Annotated in this window: 14 protein-coding genes; 1 reads left to right on the top strand and 13 read right to left on the bottom strand. The window is 28.8% G+C overall.

Translation table 11 applies throughout. The features are described from left to right. Positions 1 to 50: 50 nt before the first annotated feature. Genes ftsY through plsX form a run of 6 tightly spaced genes read right to left on the bottom strand, consistent with a single transcriptional unit; the run spans position 51 to position 7,900 of the window. Positions 51 to 1,409, bottom strand: a complete 1,359-nt coding sequence (gene ftsY, locus HKO22_RS02505; RefSeq protein WP_169968294.1) for a signal recognition particle-docking protein FtsY — start codon at positions 1,407 to 1,409, stop codon at positions 51 to 53. 9 nt (positions 1,410 to 1,418) lie between these two features. Beyond that, a complete protein-coding gene (smc, locus tag HKO22_RS02500) occupies positions 1,419 to 4,940 on the bottom strand; it encodes a chromosome segregation protein SMC (protein WP_169968293.1) in 3,522 nt (1,173 codons plus the stop codon). Between the two features lie 4 nt (positions 4,941 to 4,944). After that, on the bottom strand, positions 4,945 to 5,994 hold the full coding sequence (locus HKO22_RS02495) for an elongator complex protein 3 (protein ID WP_169968290.1): 1,050 nt from the start codon (positions 5,992 to 5,994) through the stop codon (positions 4,945 to 4,947). Further along, complete coding sequence (rnc, locus tag HKO22_RS02490; protein WP_075659183.1) at positions 5,987 to 6,685, bottom strand: ribonuclease III; 699 nt, start codon at positions 6,683 to 6,685, stop codon at positions 5,987 to 5,989. The genes HKO22_RS02495 and rnc overlap by 8 nt, the downstream gene beginning before the upstream one ends. 4 nt (positions 6,686 to 6,689) lie before the next feature. Beyond that, complete coding sequence (acpP, locus tag HKO22_RS02485; RefSeq protein ID WP_075659184.1) at positions 6,690 to 6,917, bottom strand: acyl carrier protein; 228 nt, start codon at positions 6,915 to 6,917, stop codon at positions 6,690 to 6,692. Continuing rightward, the gene (gene plsX / locus HKO22_RS02480; protein ID WP_169968288.1) at positions 6,914 to 7,900 is read right to left on the bottom strand and encodes a phosphate acyltransferase PlsX; all 987 of its coding nucleotides are present in this window, start codon (positions 7,898 to 7,900) and stop codon (positions 6,914 to 6,916) included. The genes acpP and plsX overlap by 4 nt, the downstream gene beginning before the upstream one ends. A 460-nt stretch (positions 7,901 to 8,360) precedes the next feature. Between plsX and HKO22_RS02475 the strand changes: the two genes are divergently transcribed. After that, positions 8,361 to 9,539: an ISL3 family transposase gene (locus HKO22_RS02475; protein WP_169968286.1), complete on the top strand. Its 1,179-nt coding sequence runs from the start codon at positions 8,361 to 8,363 to the stop codon at positions 9,537 to 9,539. 199 nt (positions 9,540 to 9,738) lie between these two features. On the opposite strand, the gene HKO22_RS02470 is transcribed toward HKO22_RS02475, so the two are convergent. The 7 genes from HKO22_RS02470 to infB form a co-directional block, all read right to left on the bottom strand. Next, positions 9,739 to 10,182 (bottom strand): GatB/YqeY domain-containing protein, encoded by a 444-nt coding sequence (locus tag HKO22_RS02470; RefSeq protein WP_169968549.1) that lies wholly within the window; start codon positions 10,180 to 10,182, stop codon positions 9,739 to 9,741. A gap of 13 nt (positions 10,183 to 10,195) precedes the next feature. Further along, entirely contained in the window at positions 10,196 to 10,375 is a 180-nt protein-coding gene (gene rpsU, locus HKO22_RS02465) for a 30S ribosomal protein S21 (RefSeq protein ID WP_005957648.1), read from the bottom strand. 144 nt (positions 10,376 to 10,519) lie between these two features. Continuing rightward, on the bottom strand, positions 10,520 to 11,434 hold the full coding sequence (locus HKO22_RS02460; RefSeq protein WP_169968284.1) for a bifunctional riboflavin kinase/FAD synthetase: 915 nt from the start codon (positions 11,432 to 11,434) through the stop codon (positions 10,520 to 10,522). Next, positions 11,431 to 12,321 (bottom strand): tRNA pseudouridine(55) synthase TruB, encoded by an 891-nt coding sequence (gene truB, locus HKO22_RS02455; RefSeq protein ID WP_235932804.1) that lies wholly within the window; start codon positions 12,319 to 12,321, stop codon positions 11,431 to 11,433. Before truB ends, HKO22_RS02460 begins: the two co-directional genes overlap by 4 nt. Further along, a complete protein-coding gene (locus HKO22_RS02450) occupies positions 12,318 to 13,292 on the bottom strand; it encodes a DHH family phosphoesterase (RefSeq protein WP_169968282.1) in 975 nt (324 codons plus the stop codon). The genes truB and HKO22_RS02450 overlap by 4 nt, the downstream gene beginning before the upstream one ends. Beyond that, a complete protein-coding gene (gene rbfA / locus HKO22_RS02445; RefSeq protein WP_075659189.1) occupies positions 13,285 to 13,638 on the bottom strand; it encodes a 30S ribosome-binding factor RbfA in 354 nt (117 codons plus the stop codon). Before rbfA ends, HKO22_RS02450 begins: the two co-directional genes overlap by 8 nt. After that, the gene (infB, locus tag HKO22_RS02440) at positions 13,638 to 15,944 is read right to left on the bottom strand and encodes a translation initiation factor IF-2 (RefSeq protein WP_169968280.1); all 2,307 of its coding nucleotides are present in this window, start codon (positions 15,942 to 15,944) and stop codon (positions 13,638 to 13,640) included. The genes rbfA and infB overlap by 1 nt, the downstream gene beginning before the upstream one ends. Positions 15,945 to 15,954 lie beyond the last annotated feature (10 nt).

Genomic DNA, 15,954 nt, shown 5'->3' with positions numbered 1-15,954 from the left:
AAAATTTTGCATAAAAAAAGTAGGAAAGATCCTACTTTAATAAAATTACTCTATCCAAAAATTGTCTCTAAAAATGTATCAATATTAAAATCTTGAAGGTCGTCTATACCTTCTCCAACTCCAATAAGTTTAATTGGAATTCCAAGTTCTGATTGAAGTGCAATGACAACTCCACCCTTTGCAGTTCCATCAAGTTTAGTTAGCGCAATTGCAGAAACATCAGTAACTTCTTTAAAAGTTTTTGCTTGATTAATAGCATTTTGACCCGTCGTTGCATCAAGCACCAATAAATTTTCACGATTTGCTTCAGGATATTTATTAGTTATAATTCTATTGATTTTTTCAAGTTCTTTCATAAGGTTTGACTTATTGTGAAGTCTTCCCGCAGTATCCACAATCAATACATCTGTTTTTCTAGCTTTTGCTGCTTCAATTGCATCAAAAACAACTGCCGCTGGATCAGAACCTTCATCATGACTAATTACGTCAACATTTGCCCTATTTCCCCATTCTTTTAGTTGATCAATGGCTGCCGCTCTAAAAGTATCTGCTGCACATACTAAAACAGATTTATTTTCTCCTTTAAATCTTTGTGAAAGTTTTCCAATTGTAGTAGTTTTTCCCACTCCATTTACTCCAACAACCAAAATTATAACTGGTGATTCAGATTTTATTTTTGTATTTAATTCAGGATTCATTAATTTCTTTGCTTCTTCCATTAAAATAGGTTTGACTTCCTTAGGATCCCTTATCTTTTCTCTTATAATAGTTTCACGTAAATTGTCAATTAACTTCATCGTAGTTTCCATTCCAACATCTGCTGAAATTAAAATATCTTCAAGGTCTTCTAACATTTCATCGTCTATTTTTACATAAGCTCCAATTACTGTGTTAATTTTTATTCCAACTTCTTTTCTAGTTTTATCTAGACCTTCTTTTAATCTTTGAAAAAGTGAAACCTTTTTAGGTTCTTCTATAGTTTCTTCATTAATTTCAAATTTTTCATCTTCAATTTTTTCGAGTTTTTCTTCGGATTCTACGCTCTCAATCTCTTCTTCATTGATATCCAAATTATCTTTTGGATCTTCAATAGTATCTTCTCTAGCTTCTTCTTTTTTTACTTCTAAAGATTCATTATTTTCTTCTATAAAATTTTCTTCATAAGATTTTTCTACTTCAAAAACTTTCTTTGATAAATCTTCACTAATTTTCTCGTCACTAGATAATTCTTCATCAATATCTTTTACTTCTTTATCTAAATCAGAATTTTTTTCTAGATCTTCAGAGATAACTCTATTTACTTCATCATCCAAACTTACCTTTTCAGAAACTTTTTCTACAGTTTCTTGAATTTCTTCTTTAGCTTCAGTTTCTTTTTTCTTAAATTTATCCTTTAACCATTCAAACATAATTTGCTCCTAATCCTTTAATTTTACAGAATATAATTTACTAATTCCCTTTTCTTCCATTGTAACACCATACATAGTATTTGCAATCTCCATTGTGAGTTTTCTGTGAGTTATAATTATAAACTGAATTCCCTCCAAAGTTAAAAGATAATCAGCATATCTTTTAATATTTGCATCGTCTAGAGCCGCATCTATTTCGTCAAGAATGCAAAAAGATGCAGGTCTGTATTTTAACAAGGCAAATAAAAGTGCCACAGCAGTGAGAGATTTTTCTCCACCTGAAAGAAGTGAAAGGGCTTGAAGTCTTTTCCCTGGGGGTGATGCTTTGATTTCTATTCCAGAATTTAGTAAATCACCTTCAATATTTATTTCAGCACGACCTCCATTAAATAAAATTTTAAAAATTTCAGCAAAATTTGTAGAGATTTCACTCATGGCTTCGCTAAATATTTTTTTCATTTCATAATCTAATTTACTTAAAATAGATTTTATTTCTTCCTTTGACTTGATGAGGTCATCCCTTTGAGAAGTGTAAAAATCAAGCCTTTCTTTAATAATTTTATGTTCATCAATAGATGAAATATTTACCTCTCCATAATCTCTAACCTTTTTTTTAAGTTTTTTAATTAGACTATCCCTTATATTGGGAAGGCTTTCGTCAACGTACTCATTATAGTCGTCAATATTATATTCTTCATTTAACCTTAAAGTTTCATTTAATATTTTATTTTTATTTATATCAATTTTTAAAGTGATTTTTTCTAACTCAGAGTTTATAATTAGTAGCCTTTCCTTTAACTCACTTAATTTATCCTTTTTGCTTAAATAAACTTTGTTTTTTTCTTCTAAAAGTTCCTTGTAATTATTTATAGAGGTCTTTAAATTTTCAATTGATTCACTTAAATTTGACAGTTTAATTTTATTTTCTTCATTTAAATTAGCTTTTCGGTCAATATTTCTATTTGTATCCTCTAGGGAATTTTTATTATCCTTTAATTTTTCTTCAATATTAAAGATTTCAGACTTAATTCTTTCCCTTTCCCTCTTATTATAAAGTAATTTCTCATGATTTTCTCTTTCTAAAAGTTGAATATCAATTTTTTCATTTTTTAAAATTTCAATTTCTTTTGACAAATTAGAAAGTTTTGCATCACTGTCTACCTCAAGCAATAAATCATCTAAAATTTTATTTTTATTTTCAATCTCTGAAATATTTTTGTTCAAATTTGAAAAATCAAGTTTAATGTTTTCTTCTAAATCTTCTCTTTCTTTTTCATACTTATTTAAATAATTTGTGTTTAAATCTTTATCGTTTTTATTTTTATATATATTTTTTTCAATACCAGATATTTTTAAATTATAGGATTTTTGTTTCTCTAAAAATTCATCGGCTAAATTGCTTAACTCAAAAATTTCTCTTTCAATTATATCTTTATCTCTTTTAAAATTTTTAATTTCAGAATTTATTTCCTTTGCTTTAGACTGCAATTCAGTAATTTCATTTTTACGCAAAATAAAACTGCTATTATAAGTATTTAAACTACCTCCAGTTATTGCTCCAGAAGGATTGAAAACTTCGCCCTTTAATGTTACTACTTTTAATTTATATTTTTTTGAAATAGCACTAGCATTTTTAAAATTATCAGCAATAATAACTCTGCCAAGTAAGTTATAAAATATTTCGCTAAATAAGTCATCAAACTTTATTAAATCACATGCAATGCCAATTATCCCATCCTCAGGTGTATTTATCTTCACCTTGCTGCCCTTTACTCTATCAAGAGGCAAGAAAGTCGCCCTTCCCATTTTGTTTTTTTCAAGTATTTTTAGCATCTCCGATGTTTCTTTAGTTGAAGATACAATAATATTTTGCGACATTGACCCAAGTGCTACAGAGATGGCTTTTTCATATTTTTTCTCCACAGAAAATTTTTCCGCAACAGGTCCATATAGTGTGTCTCTAAAAATATTATTTCTTGAAGAAAAGTTCATAAAGGATTTAATAGTTCTATTGTACCCTTCATAATTTGATTCCATGTTTTCTAATATTTTTAATCTAGCCATTACTTCATTTAAATTATTATTTTTTAAAATCAAATTATCTTCAAGAACTTTGTTTTTTTCTTTAAGTTCTCTTATTCTATCTTCAGTTTTTTGAAACTCTAAACTATCTTTTTCCATGACACTCTTTAATCTATTAACTTCTTTTGACTCTTTTTCAATAAGTTTTTCAAATTCAGATTCGTTTAGCTTAAGACTCTCAATATTTTTTTCTAAATTTACTTTTCTATTGTTTTTCTCTTCAATAATATCCTTTAAAGTTTCATTTTTAAATTTTATATTTTCAATTTCGTTTTTTATTTTATTTTTATTTTCAAAGTTTAAATTTCCAATTTTTTCTAAATTTTTAAACTCTTCTTCTAGTTTTGCAATAATATTATTTTTTTCATCTAATTTTTTTGTAATTTCCTCTTTAGAATTCTTTAAAATTTCTTCGTCCCTTGCTAAACTTTCTAAATTCTCATTAAATAAAATAATATTTTTATTTAGAGAGTCCTTTTCTAAATCAATTCTCTGGGAATCCTTCTTTAGTGAATTTATTTTTTCACTTTGCAAATTTATATCTAAATATAGTCTATCGTATTCTTCTTTTTGCTGATTTAATAATTCATTAGAATTATTATTTTTGTTTGAAATCTCGAAAATTTCATTTTTTAAAGGTTCCAATTCATTGGATAATTTATCCCTTTCTAAAGAAATTTCCTCAGAATCATTTATTAAATTTGCAGAATTTTTTTCTAGTTCTTTTTTTTCTTCTTCTACCTTTTTTATCTCTTTACAAGAATAATTTATGTCATTTATCTTTAAAGTCTCGTAATCTTCTAAGTACGCTTTAGCTTTTTCTGCTTGAACTCTTAAGCTTTCCTCTTGAAGTACAATTTCTGACAAAATGTCTTCAATTCTAACTAAATTTTCCTCAGTTTTTAAAAGTTTGTTAGTAGATTGAACTTTTTTGTACTTATATTTAGAAATTCCAGCAGCTTCTTCAAAAATATTTCTTCTATCTTCAGGCTTTGAACTCAAGACAGACTCTATTTTTCCTTGTCCTATTACAGAATAACCATCTTTTCCAATACCAGTATCCATAAAAAGTTCTTTAATATCCTTAAGTCTACACTTTTTATTATTTATTAAAAACTCGCTCTCAAGAGATCTATACATTCTTCTTGTAATAGAAACTTCATTAAAGGGCAAGCTTAAAGATTTGTCGCTATTATCAAAAACAACTGTAACCTCGCAAAGCCCAAGGGGTTTTTTTTCATCAGTTCCAGAAAAAATTACATCTTCCATTTTGTTCCCACGAAGATTTTTAACTGATGTTTCACCAAGCACCCATGTAATGGCATCAGTTATATTGCTTTTTCCACTTCCATTAGGTCCCACTATTGCCGTAGTAGTCTTATCTAATTCAATTTTTGTTCTATTTGCAAAGGATTTGAATCCTTGTATAGTAACTGATTTTAAAAACATCTACTCACCTATAATAATCTCTTACATCAATAAATTCTAAAAATTTTCCATGAACTTCAACTTTAAAATAACCGAGATTTTTTTCTTGAAGCTTTATTTTTGAAATTCCAAGTTCTTTGATCATCTCATTTTTATTTTTTGATTTTTGCCCACTAATATTTGAAATATTTCTTCCACTTGCACATATTAAAACTTCATCATCTATATTTTCTGATTCTTTAAAATAATTTAATAATGCACATTTAAAATAAAAAGACTCAACCAACTGCCTATATGCAGGATGAAATGCTCCTGCTACTACATCTCCATCATAATTAATATTATCCGTTGGCTGAAGTCCCACCCTTATTACATTAATATTGTTTTTATAATAAATATCAAGAATGTCTGCAACATATTTAATGGAAGATTTTAAATCAAGAGCTTTATACTTGCCCTCTTCTAAATTTTTATAAAGTGCTGTTTCTTTAATTACAAGAGTTGGATAAACTCTTACACAATAGGGATCTAATTTTACAAATTCCTTTGCTGTAAAAATAGATTTTTCTAAATTATCACCGGGAAGACCTACCATTTGTTGAAGCCCAAGCAAAAATTTATACTCCTTGATTAATTTTGAAGATATATAAACACATTCTGCATCATGCCCTCTATTAGAAAGTTTTAAAACTTTTGGATCAAGACTTTGCACTCCAAGCTCAATAATGTCCACACCATATTTCTTTAAATTTTTAAGTACTTCCTCATCAATTGCATCTGGTCTTGTAGAAAGTCTAATATATTTTACAAGACCTCTTTTCTTATATTTATATGCAATTTCTAAAAATTCTGATTGCTTTTCAATTGGTATCGCAGTAAAGCTTCCTCCGTAAAATGCAATTTCAACATTATCTTTTCTTTTAAAATAAGAAAGATATTCCAAAATAGTATTTTCAACATCACTATTTGAAATATCTGTAGACATTCCCGTAATTTTTCTTTGGTTGCAAAAAACACAATCATTGGGGCATCCATAATGTGGAATAAAAATTGGTATAATATTTCTCTTAGACAAATTTACCACTCCTATTAAGTGCATCTCTTGCAGCCTCTTGTTGTGACTCTTTCTTGGTTTTTCCTTTGCCCTTTCCAACTAAAGCTTCATCTAAATACAATTCCGTAAAAAAAGTTTTGTTATTATCAGGTCCTTCTTCTCGAACTAGTTTATATTCCGCTTTTTTACTTGACTTTTGAGCCTCTTCTTGAAGTTTAGTTTTAAAATCTATATTAAATGACTTGTAGCTATCTCTTTCTAAAAAATCTTGAAATAAATACAAAATAATCTTTTTAGCATTTTCAAAATTTGAATCTAAATAAATTGCTCCAATTAAAGCTTCAAGAGCGTCAGCGGAAGTAGACTCCCTATTTCTTCCACCACTTTTTATTTCTCCCTTTCCAAATTTTATAGCATCGCCAAGATTTAATTTCTTAGAAATAAAAAACAAAGCTTTTTCATTTACAGATTCAGCTCTCATTTTTGTAAGAGAGCCTTCCCTGTCCTCTGGAAAATTTTTGTAAAAATATTCTCCTATAACTAATCCTAAAACTGCATCTCCAAGATATTCAAGCCTTTCATTGCATTCATAGAATTCCATATTATTTTCATTGACAAAAGAACTGTGAGTCAAAGCCCTTTCTAAAAGTTCTCTATTTTTAAAATTATAATTTAATTTTTTTTCAAGATATTTTAGATGGTCCTTGGACATAAAATCACTGATCCAAATCTTCTACATAGTCGATTACATCGCCAATAGTTTTTAAGTTTTCTAAATCTTCTTCAGAAACTTCTATCTCAAATTCTTCTTCAATTGTCATTACTAATTCAACAAGTTCAATGGAATCAGCATTAAGATCATCTTGAAAATTCATGTCTTCATTAAGTTCATTTACATCAATGTTAAATTGTTCAGCAATAATCTCTAGAATTCTTTCTTTCATTTTCTTTCCACCTTATCCTTTATTTTATTAACTACATTAGATTCTACTATATTTATAGCATATTTTGCAGCATTTTTTATTGCCCTGCTATCAGAATTTCCATGAGCTTTAATAATGTTTCCATCAATTCCTAAAAGGATTGTGCCACCAACTTCTTTAGCATCTAAATTTTTAAATTTATCCTTTAAAAATTTTGTAAAAGCACTTTTACTTTCATCATCTAGTTCAGATTTCTCAATATTATAAAAAACATTTTTAATAGCAAAATCAATTACTCCTTCAATTGATTTTAATAAAATATTTCCGTCAAAACCATCACATACAACAAGATCCACTTCATTGTTCATAATATTTCTTGCTTCAATATTTCCCACAAAATTTATATCGCTATCTTTTAACTTTGTATAGGTTTCTTTATAAAGAGAATTCCCCTTACCTTCTTCAACACCTATATTTAAAAGACCAACTTTTGGAGGATCTATTTTATAATACTCCCTTAAAAAAGTTTCTCCTAGCATTGCGAATTCCAGTAAAAGATCAGGATTTGTATCCATATTTGCTCCTGAATCAATTATCATTGTATTTGATTTTATTCCAGGAATAATTGTTGGAAGAACAGCTCTTTTTATTCCCTTGATCCTTCCAACTATAAAAAGCCCTCCAGCAAGAAGTGCTCCCGTACTGCCAGCTGATATTAATGCATCAGCTCTCTTTTCTTTTAATAAATTCATTGCAACTACAATAGAAGAATTCTTCTTGCGTCTAAGTGCAAAGGCAGGGTCTTCGTTATTTTCAATATTTTCTTCTGCACCAACTATTTCAACCTTGTCTTTATTGTAATCTAGTTTTTGGAGATTTTCTTTAATAAAATCTTCTCTACCAACTAAAATAATATCTATATCACATTCATTAGAAACTTCAATAGCTCCCCTTATAATTTCGTATTTATTATCTCCGCCATTTACATCAAAAATTAATCTCATTTAGACCTCCAAGTAATAATTTTAATATATATCAAAAGCTTAAAAAAATCAACGCTAAACACATAACACAATACTAACTTATAAAAGTTTAACACATATACAATAAAATTTACACAAAAAACTATGAAAACAATCTTGAATTAATCAGCTTATTCGCCATGCTAAAATTTAATCTCTCCTTTAACAAAATGATCTGAAGTTTACTTAAAATTATGCACTATGCTTTTCATACTACCATTAGTTTTAAGTAAACTTATTTATGTACATATTTGATTTTGCAGTAAAAAAGACTCAATATTATTGAGCCCCAAAATTTGACATAAAATCTAAAAAAACTGGCTCTATAATATCTGTTGGGGAGTAAATCTCTAACAGATATTTTTATGTAAAAAAATTGCACTTATACGCATTTAGTCCTAAACTTAAAATAACAACAAACTTTGTTAGGAGGTGCATATAAGTGCAAAATAATAATAACATGAATTTGTTGGGTTTTAAAGATGTAATTTTTGATAGTTTTTGTGAGGATAAGGAATTTGTTCACATTCATGCTTCTGTTACAAAGATGGATACTTGTCCTCACTGTGGTTCTACAAAGATTTGGGTTCATGATCATAGGATTCAAAAGATTAAGGATACTCATATTCATGGTAAGAAATGTCTTATTCATTTAAAGAAGACTAGGTATGATTGTAAGTCTTGTGGTTGTCGTTTTGAAAGAGAACTTGATTTTATTGCTAAGGGTCACACTATGGCTTATAGGCTTGTTTTTGCTATTGTTGCTGAATTTAATGAACTTCATTCTAGCTCTTCTATTGCTAGTAGGTATAATGTTTCTTCTAATACTGTTTTGAGAATTTTACATTGTTTATATGTTTCAAGAGCAAAACTTTCAAGTGTATTGTGTATAGATGAGTTTAAAGGAGATAGCGGATGTTTTAAGTATCAGACTTCTCTTCTTAATGGTGATAACCACTCTGTCATTGATATTTTGCCTACTAGGGATAAGAACTTTTTGTTTAAATACTTTAAAAAAGTTCCTAACAAGGAGAGGCAAGAAGTTAAGTTTTTTGTAAGTGATATGTCCAATACCTTTAAGTCTGTTAAGAATAGGTTCTTTAAAACTTCTATCCATATAGTTGATAGGTATCACTTCATAAGACAAGTTTCATGGGCTTTAGAGAATGTTAGAAAGAGGATTCAAAAAGATATTTCTTCTAATCTTAGAAAGTATTTTAAGAGAAGTAGGAGTCTACTTACAAAACCTGCTTCTAATTTAACAACTGAACAAGCTAAAGAAGTTTCTTTAATGCTTGATTTAAACAACGATTTGAAGTTAGCATATAGGTTAAAGGAACTGTTTTACCAATATGTTCTAAGTCAACCCAATAGAGTTAGAGCATCTAAATCTTTAAGGGAATGGATAAGAAGAGCTGAAGAATCTGATTTAAAAGAATTTAAATCTTGTATCACTGCTTTTAATAACTGGTTTGATGAGATATGTAATTCTTTTGATTATCCTTGGTCTAATGGTCCACTTGAAGGTACTCATACTAAGATAAAGACTTTAAAAAGAAATTGTTTTGGTATGAAAAATTTCAATTTGTTTAGAAAAAGAATTATGTTTTCATGTAAGTAGTTGTTGGGAAAACAGGAAAATTCGCAAAACCCCTAGGGGTTTTGTTTGCTATACCTATTTTTAGTAATTTTTTAGTTATTTTAGTTTTGATATTCTAATAGCGCCTAAGTATTGATTTTTTAATGGAAAGAGAGACTCGAATTAACGAGTCTCCCCAATATTTGACATAGAGCCAAAAAACTCAGGGAATCCCTGAGTCTTAATTTAATAATTCTTTAGCAATAACATTAACTTGTTTTCCATCTGCTTTACCCTTAATTAAAGGCATTACATTTTTCATTAATTTGCCAATATCCTTCATTGATGTTAATTCATTTTCGTCAATTACTTTTTTTATAATTTCTTTTAATTCTTCATCTGATAATTGCTCAGGTAAATATTCAAGTAGTATTTCGATTTCATCATTAGTTTGCTTAACTAAATCTTCTCTATTACCCTTCTTAAACTCTTCAATTGACGACTTCTTTTCTTTTAGCTGTTTTGAAATGATATTTTCAATATCAGAATCATCAAGCTCAACTCGTTCATCTACTTCTTTTTGTTTAATAGCTGCACGAACCATGGTGATAACATCTTTTCGAAGTTTATTTTTACTTTTCATAGCTTCTTTTAAATCAGCCATGAGTCTCTCTTTTAGAGACATAAGAACACCCTCTTTAATATCTATGTTTTTTCCTACGTGCCTCTTCGGATTTTTTCTTCCTTCTAACACTTGGTTTTTCGTAATGTTCTCTCTTTCTTACTTCTTTGAGAACTCCACTTGTGGCACATTGTCTTTTGAATCTTTTTAGAGCATTATCTAAAGATTCGTTTTCACCAACCCTGATTTCGGACATTTTTTAACCTCCTCTCGTAGAAAAGAGTAGCCTTTCGGCCAATGTAGGTTTATTATACTCTATAAATCCCAAAATTTCAATAATATTTTTGCTCTTTAAAACTCTTATCTCTTCTCTTTTTTATTTCTGTAACATATATCTTTTCTAATTAGATCTATTTCTTGTAACTAAAACATCTTTTTCAATTTGATCAAATAACTCTTCTACACTATTAAATTTTAGTTCAGGTCTTACAAAATCTAAAAGTTCAAGTTCTACGGTATAACCATAAATATCTCTAGTAAAATCAAGTATGTGAGATTCAATTTTTACTCCATCATTTTCAACAGTTGGATTTGTCCCAATATTAGTAGATGCTTTAAACCTTTTGCCCTTAATAATAATATCAGAGTCATATACTCCAAACTTTGGTATTACAAAATTATCTATTAGTTGCAGGTTTGCAGTTGGATAACCCATTTTTTTGCCTAATCCCTTAGCATGAATAATCTTTCCAATGAGTTTATAAGGTCTTGATAATAAAAAATTTGCTTCTTTTATTTTTCCGCCTTCAATTAGTTTGCGAATTAAAGATGATGAAATTTTTTCGCCATTATAAGAAATTTGATCTATTACTTCAATAGATTCAAATAAATTTTTATTTTTATTTAAAAGTTCTACATTTCCAGATTTTTTATATCCATAAGTATAGTCATAGCCAACAACCACGCCTTTAATTTTTAAATTTTTTGCTAAAAAATAATCTAAAAATTTAATTGGGCTATAAGACATAAATTCCCTTGTAAAATTAATAAGATAAATTAAATCTATACCTAAATTTTCTAGAATTTTAAGCTTAGTATTATTATTTGTAATAATCTCTTTTTTCCCTAATTTTACAAGGTTATCTGTGTGTTCGTTAAAAAGTAAAATACTGGATTTAATATTTAATTTTTTAGCATTTTCTATTGCCTTATTTATTAGTGCAATATGTCCTTTGTGAACTCCATCAAAATTTCCAAGTGCTATAACTGATTCTTCATCTGCAATATAATTTAAGTCAATTTCAATTATTTTCATAAGTCACCTATTAATTTCTTCTTCATCTTGAGAAAAATATCCCCATCTTTTTTTCTAATTTCTCCAATTCCTAAAAACCTACCCTCTGAATAAATTCTGTAATCTTCATTAATTAGATTTTCATCTAGTTTATAAAATTGTCCCATTAAAAATTTTTCACAAAAATAACTTGGAAGATCAAATCTTTTTAAATTGTTAAGAGCTAAATCCATCGATAGTATTTTTTCTTTTATTTCATCAACACTTGATTTTTCAAAATCAGGAACTGTCATAGAATCTTCAATTTTAAAATTTCCAGTTCTTGTCCGCCTAAGTTCAGTTAAAGTTCCAAAGGTGCCGAGAGATTTTCCAATGTCCTTTGCAAGAGACCTTATATATGTGCCCTTAGAAACTTCAACTAAAACAGTAATTTCATCGCTTCCGTTAAAATTTATAAGTTTATTTTTATAAATTTCTATATCTCTTTTTTTGATTTCAACATCTTTTCCTTCTCTTGCGTATTGATAAAGTTTTTTCCCCTTAACTTTTAGGGCAGAATAAATTGGAGGTCTTTGAGAAATTTTACCAGTGAATTTAACTAAAGTTTCATTAATTTCATCTTCAGTAAAATTAACTTCCTCTTCCTCCAAAATATTTCCCGTTATGTCGTAGGTATCGGTCAAAATTCCAAGCTTAATTTTTGCCTCATAAACTTTGTCGCTAGACAAAATATAATCACTAATCTTTGTAGCTTTGCCAAGGGAAATAACTAGAACTCCTGTTGCCAATGGATCAAGAGTTCCAGTGTGTCCTACTTTTTTTATGCCTAACTTTTTTCTAACTTTATAAACTAAATCGTGAGAAGTAATTCCCTTTTCTTTGTCAAAAATTAAAAGTCCATCCATCATAATTGTTCTTCAGCTACTTTTACTACATCTTCTTTTGCTTTATTTAAGTCTGTATGATTAATTGTACCGCCAGAAGCTCTAACATGACCTCCGCCATTAAATTTTGATGCAACTTTTGTGCAATCAATATAAGACTTTGATCGTAGTGATAATCTAATACAGTCATCTTTTTCTTTCAATAAAACAGCAAGTTCAACAGTGTCAATATCTCTTACAAATTCAACTATGCCGTCTGCATCCGCCTTTTCAGCCTTAGACTTTTCCATATCATCCTTTGTAACAAAGACAACTGCTATTTTATCATTGTCAAAATATTCAATAGAATTCATCGCTCGGATCAATAAATCTGTTTTTTGCCTAGATCTACTTTGATAAACATTTACTGTTACTTCATTTATATCAATATCATATTTAAATAAATTTGATGCAATTAAAAATGTATTTGAATTTACAGAACTATATTTAAAGGAGCCAGTATCTGTAGAAAGTCCAGTGAAAAGCGAAGTTGCAATTTCTTTGTTTAGCTTTAAATCAAGAGATTCAAAAATTCTTGCAAGAACTTCACAGGTTGCAGGAGATTTATCGTCGACAATGTTTAAATCGGCAAATTTTGTATTGCTAAAATGATGGTCAATATTAACAGTTTTTTTTGAGGCTTTAAAAATTTTTTTAATATTCTCGCCCATTCTATTTTCGTCAGAGGAGTCTAATGCAATGAATAAATCAAAAACATTGTTTATATTGTCAGGACTCTTTGCATAGGATAAATTTGGCAAAAATTTAAAGGAATTAGGAATTGTATCATCTAAAACATAAACAGCATTTTTGCCAAGTTTTTTTAACATTCCAACCATAGCTGTTACTGATCCTAAATTATCTCCATCTGGATTTAGATGAGATGCAACTGCAATATTTTCACTTTCATAAATTAATTTTTTTAATTCAGAAGAAAGTTCTTTTAAATTAATCATTTCCACGATTTACCTCATCAATTAATTTATCAAGCTCAAGAGCTCTTTCTATGGAATCATCTTTTATAAAAATAAGCTCAGGCATTGCTCTCAATTTAACCTTTTTTGCCAATTCTTTTTTTATAAATCCCTTTGCAGAATTTAATCCTTCTACTGCTTCATCTCTATCAGAATCATTTCCAAGTACAGAAACATAAACTTTGGCAAAAGATAAATCATTAGTTACATCCACATGAGAAATGCTTGTAATTGAAGGAATTCTAGGATCTTTTAATTCGTTTTGGACAATGTTTGAAATTATTCTCTTTACTTCTTCAGATATTCTATTAATTCTCTTATTGTTCATTATGATCTCTTAACTTCCTTTATTATATAGGATTCAAGAAGGTCTCCTTCTTTAATATCGTTGAAACCATCGATTACAAGACCACCCTCAAATCCAGTAGCAAGTTCCTTTACATCGTCTTTAAATCTCTTTAGAGAAGAGATATCACCTTCATGAATAACTACGTCATCTCTAAGAACTTTTACCTTGGAGTTCCTTAAAATTTTACCATTTAAAACATATATACCTGCAACCATTTGATTGTTAGGAAGTTTAAATGTTTGTCTAATTTCACATCTTCCAAGAATTTCTTCTACAATATCTGGATCAAGCATACCCTTTGCTGCTTGTTCAATGTCGTTTATGATTTCATATATTACTCTGTAAGTTCTAATTTCAACGTCTTCACTCTTAGCAAGTTCTATAGCGTTTATGTTTGGTCTTACATTAAATCCAATTACAATTGCATTTGATGCAGAGGCAAGTGTTACGTCAGATTCGTTAATTCCACCAACTCCAGAGTGAATAATTGAAATTTTAACTTCTTCTGTAGATAGTTTTAAAAGTGATTGATTCAATGCTTCGACAGAACCCTTTACATCAGCTTTTACAACTATATTTAATTCCTTTACATCTTCTTCAGAAATTTTTTCGAATAAATTATCCAAACTAATTTTTGTAGTTTGACTAAGTCTTTTTTCTCTAGTAATTTCAGCGTTTTTATCGGCAATAGCCTTTGCAGTTTTATCATCTTTTACTGCAAAAATTGTATCACCTGCATTGGGAACATCGCTAAGTCCAAGAATTACTACTGGCATAGAAGGCCCAGCTTTTTTAACTTTCTTGCCCTTATCGTCTTCCATTGCTCTAATCCTTCCTGAACATACGCCAGATACAATTGAATCTCCAAATCTTAAAGTACCATTTTTTATAAGAACAGTGGCCATAGGCCCCTTATTCTTATCTAGGTTTGCTTCGATAATTGTACCAATAGCACGTCTATTAGGATTTGCCTTTAACTCTCTCATTTCAGCAACTAGAAGAATCATTTCAAGAAGTTCATCAATACCTTCACCAGTTTTTGAAGAAACACCAACAACTATAGTATCTCCTCCCCACTCTTCAGCAACTAAATTTTCATTCATAAGCTCCTGTTTTACTCTTTCAGGATTGGCTTCAGGCTTATCAATTTTTGTAATTGCAACAATAATTGGAACCTCAGCAGATCTTGCGTGAGAAATAGCTTCAATAGTTTGTGGCATTACGCCATCATCTGCAGCGACAACAAGTACAGCAATATCTGTTGTTTGAGCTCCTCTAAGCCTCATAGAAGTGAAGGCTTCGTGTCCAGGTGTGTCTAAAAAAGTAATTTTCTTTCCAGCTAAATTAACTGTGTAAGCTCCAATATGTTGAGTAATTCCACCAGCTTCTGATTGAGTTACATGAGTCTTTTTAATTGAATCAAGTAGAGATGTCTTGCCATGGTCAACATGTCCCATTACTGTAACTACAGGTGGTCTAGTCTTTAAATCTATTTCCTTGTCCTTCTTTAATAGTCCATATTCCTCTTCAATTGAATCATCAAGTTTTTGTTCTTCAATTTCAATTTCTATTCCAAGTTCCTCTGCTAAAAGAACACAAGTATCCTCATCAATACTTTGATTTTGGTTAGCCATAACTCCAAGGCTTATTAATTTCGTAATTACTGTAGATACAGATACTCCAAGTTGATCTGCAAAATCTTTTACTGTAATTGGTGTAATCACTATTATAGGATCATCTCCTTTGCTTTCTTCTTCCACTTTGTGTCTTGATTTAACTTTTTTCTTCGGCTTTTTCTTGGTTAAATCTCTATTATAGGAGTTGTTAATTTCCTTTTTACTTTCTTTATTATTTTTAAACTTTTTCTTTTTATTTTTATTTAAATTTTCATTTTCAAAAGAATCTTCTTCTTTTGTTTTGTGAATTTTATTCTTGTGAACTTCCTTTTTATTTACATCAAAGGAATCTTTATCTAAATAATCATTTCTCTTTTGATTTTTTTCTTCATTATGTCTAGTATGCTTTGCTTGTTTTTTCTTATTAGAATCTAAAGTTTTACTTTTATCTTTTGTATTTCTACTATTTTTAGAATTATCATTCTTTGTAGGATATTCATTCTTAGAAGAATTTTTTGTGTATAATTTTCTTATTTTTTCTTCATCATCACTTTCTAAAGTTGACATATGGTTTTTTACAGGTATTTGCATTTCATTTAATTTTAAAATTAATTCTTTACTAGTAATACCAATTTCCTTTGCCAATGCGTGCACTCTAATTTTTGACAAATTGAACACC

Origin of the sequence: Peptoniphilus faecalis, assembly GCF_012976305.1 — a bacterium.
GTDB classification, from domain to species: domain Bacteria; phylum Bacillota; class Clostridia; order Tissierellales; family Peptoniphilaceae; genus Peptoniphilus_A; species Peptoniphilus_A faecalis.
Note: the sequence above shows the minus strand (reverse complement) of the source record. Positions and strands in the feature narration are given on the sequence as shown.